The organism is Staphylococcus simulans, from assembly GCF_047037175.1.
Taxonomy (GTDB): domain Bacteria; phylum Bacillota; class Bacilli; order Staphylococcales; family Staphylococcaceae; genus Staphylococcus; species Staphylococcus simulans_C.
In genome coordinates, this window is sequence record NZ_CP178244.1 from 1 (window position 1) to 3,010 (window position 3,010).

2 protein-coding genes are annotated in these 3,010 nt (G+C 31.0%); both read right to left on the minus strand.

Annotated elements, in window-relative coordinates; translation table 11 throughout:
* Positions 1-390: 390 nt before the first annotated feature.
* Positions 391-936, minus strand: coding sequence for a hypothetical protein (locus ACFCT9_RS13010; RefSeq protein WP_023016339.1), 546 nt, complete (start codon positions 934-936; stop codon positions 391-393).
* Positions 937-1,963: 1,027 nt separating this feature from the next.
* Entirely contained in the window at positions 1,964-2,962 is a 999-nt protein-coding gene (locus ACFCT9_RS13015; protein WP_105980586.1) for a protein rep, read from the minus strand.
* Positions 2,963-3,010: the final 48 nt, after the last annotated feature.

Sequence of the window (3,010 nt, forward strand, 5' to 3'; positions counted from 1 at the left end):
CTGGGGCTTTTTCATGTCAAATTTTCTTTATACATTAAAAATAGGCTATATTCCCTTAGCATCAAGGGTTATAGCCTATTTTTAAAAAGATAATTATTTCTAATAGTATCAAGACAAGAAGAAACTCAAAAATTGCTCCGCATTTTTTCGTTTTTAAAACAATGTTTTTAAAAGAATAAATATTAAGATATAAAGAACAATCACTAAAGGTAAACCAATCACTATGTTAGCTAAGATTCTATAACTAGTTTTGGATATATTTTTTGTAAGTGTGCCCATAATTAATGTATTAAGAAAAATCGAGAAAAAAGTACTCGCTAAATAAAATATTGGATTTGCATCTGTAAAATACGTCATATAAAATCCTTTCAACTCCGATGAGAAGTTAGATTATACTCCATTTGTAGGATTTCCATTAGCCATACACTTACCAACAGCCCAAGCTAGAGATCCTGCTATACCATATGCTCCGCCTTTAACGCCCATCTTAACTAGTTTTGTTCCAGCAACTCCATACTGTCCAGCTTGGATAGCTTGCGCGATTTCAGCAATAGCAGTCGGTCCTAAAGTATCAAAAATATTAAGTGAATTGATTACGCATTCTGTATTATCAGTAACATTCTGACATGCTTCTTGTGTAGGACAAGCTCTAACTGCTGTTCCAGCAATACTCCTTTTTTCTTCTTCAATTTTATCAAGTTCTTGTTGCTGCTCTTCTGTAAATTTAGTTTTTAATTTTTGATAATCATAAGAAACAATATTGCCTTCTTCATCTTTAACTTCGCTATCTCCAAAGTAGTATTCTAATTCCTGTGCCACTTTTTCAATCTCTTTTTCTTCTTCCTGCTTCTGTACTTCAGCATTAGCATAAGGAGAAATTACAAAAGCTAAAGTACATACTAACGAGACAAAAACAAATAACATTTTCTTCTGCATAAAAAACCTCCTTTTAAATCTATATCCAAGTTATCATAAGCATAATTAAATAAAAGTGTTGTATATATCATTTAATTATGCTATATAAATATTCTTTTTAGGTTTTGTAAGTAACCTCTAACACTTTTTTGTTAATCCTTAAATGTTCCTTATTACTTTATTCCAATTGCTTTATTGACAACGAGCCTCTGAACCCTTAACAAACCCTAAACTTGTCGAATCGTCGGCTTAATAGCTCACGCTATGCCGACATTCGTCTTCAAGTTTAGTTAAGGGTTCTTCTCATTGATCAATAAATTTTCTCGGCATAAATGCGTAGTCTACTTTTTTCTAGAGCGAGTAATTATCAGATAACCAAAAAGACAACAAAACAATATAAAAGCGAAAATCCCCATATGCCTACCTCCTTTTTCAACAAACTTTATCACAAGAACTATTTAAATTTTAAATGCCTTTATTTTGAATTTTAAGGGGGTATTTAGAGCAAACTCTGTATTTCTTATGTTTTTATACTCAAGTTCCAATATAAGCATTTAAAACGCAAATATGAGCTTATAACAGAAAAATATACCTTCTTGATTTATACATCAAATATACATCATCAAAAAAATAGAATATTTGCGTAGAATATTTGGCATGAGCATAAGGAAATCCAGTACCACCCCTGGTGGTATTCAGCATAGCTGAAAGATTTTCCTAACATTCATTGCACTCATTTGCTCATGCAAACAACATTAAAAGCCTTGATATTAAAGCAATTGAAGTTAATCCGTATTCTTAAACTTGCAAAACAAAAAAGTGTATAATTACATAGAATGCAACATTTTACATAAATACCGCTCGGGGCTTCCACTGGAATATTTTTTTCATTGATTTAACAGGCTTTATCAAAGGTCTGGAATACAAATATTCTAAATTTCCAAGCTCTTGGAATATATAGACTATTCATTTTTTTGTATTTTTTGTATGAAACGCTTAAATATCAAATTTAAAACCAGCATAAAAAATGCTAGCCGATCAGCTAGCATTACAAATTCTTCAAGTAATAATTTTGTTTTTCAAAATTCCAAATTGCCGTAATCGAATATGCTTGTGCTTCTTCATCCGTTACTTTTTCATCGTCATTTGTATGAATGAGATTACCCTCTTCAGCATCATCCAAATTCATTTCTTTATGTTTCTTTTTCAATAAACCGCCATAACTTAACATACGCTTCCGATACAAACCTTGTTCTAAATCACTCACAATCTCTGTATCTTTTTCTTTGTCTCCTGTTAAATAATCTGATGACTTCACCGAATATTTTGATGTCTCTTTAATTGCTGCTTGTATATCTGAATCGCCTTTTTTATTCGGCTTGATTGCTTTAATATTTGCTACAGGTTTATAGCTAACCTTAAGTGCTTTTTGCCATAACTTAACCCATTCTTCTTGAGAAATATAATTTTCAGCACCTCTAAAGTATTTTGATTCTACACATAGTAGTACATGCATGTGCTGATTATAACTACCATCTTTATGATTAACAGTTACCTCTGTTGAACGCATAAAACCAATTAAGTTATTACTTACTTTTTTATATTTAAACAACTTATGAAATGCTTTAGTCATTTCAGTCAAACTCTCTTCTAATGTTTTGCCATCTACAGCATTACGAGTTGATAAAGTTAAAAATAACCATCGAGATTTAGGCTTTTCTTTAATCACTTCACCGATGATTTTTTGGGCTTGATAACTATTTTTCATAGCTCTCCTCCAATTACAAATAGGACAAAGTTTTGATTTACAAAACCACGCTTTATGTAATTTAAGATACCCTTCTTCTGTTGGTTTGAATTCCAAGATATTGCCACACTCTCTAACATTATGGGCTTTCTTTATTTTTAAAATTTCAAGAATATCTGCATAGCTCACATTATCTATTTTCTTTTCTCTCCAAGGACGTTCTTTACCACTCTTAGACACATCTTTCAGTGTTTCAACATCTTGATTTTCGTTTATATATCTAGTAGTATTAAATTGCATATAAAAGACCCCCAGTATTATTTAAGATTCGACACCTTAATAATATTA

What these genes read in the sequence shown, in the direction of transcription:
- ACFCT9_RS13010 (WP_023016339.1), bottom strand. Translation starts at nt 936, where the DNA reads ATGCAGAAGAAAATGTTATTTGTTTTTGTCTCGTTAGTATGTACTTTA.
- ACFCT9_RS13015 (WP_105980586.1), bottom strand. Translation starts at nt 2,962, where the DNA reads ATGCAATTTAATACTACTAGATATATAAACGAAAATCAAGATGTTGAA.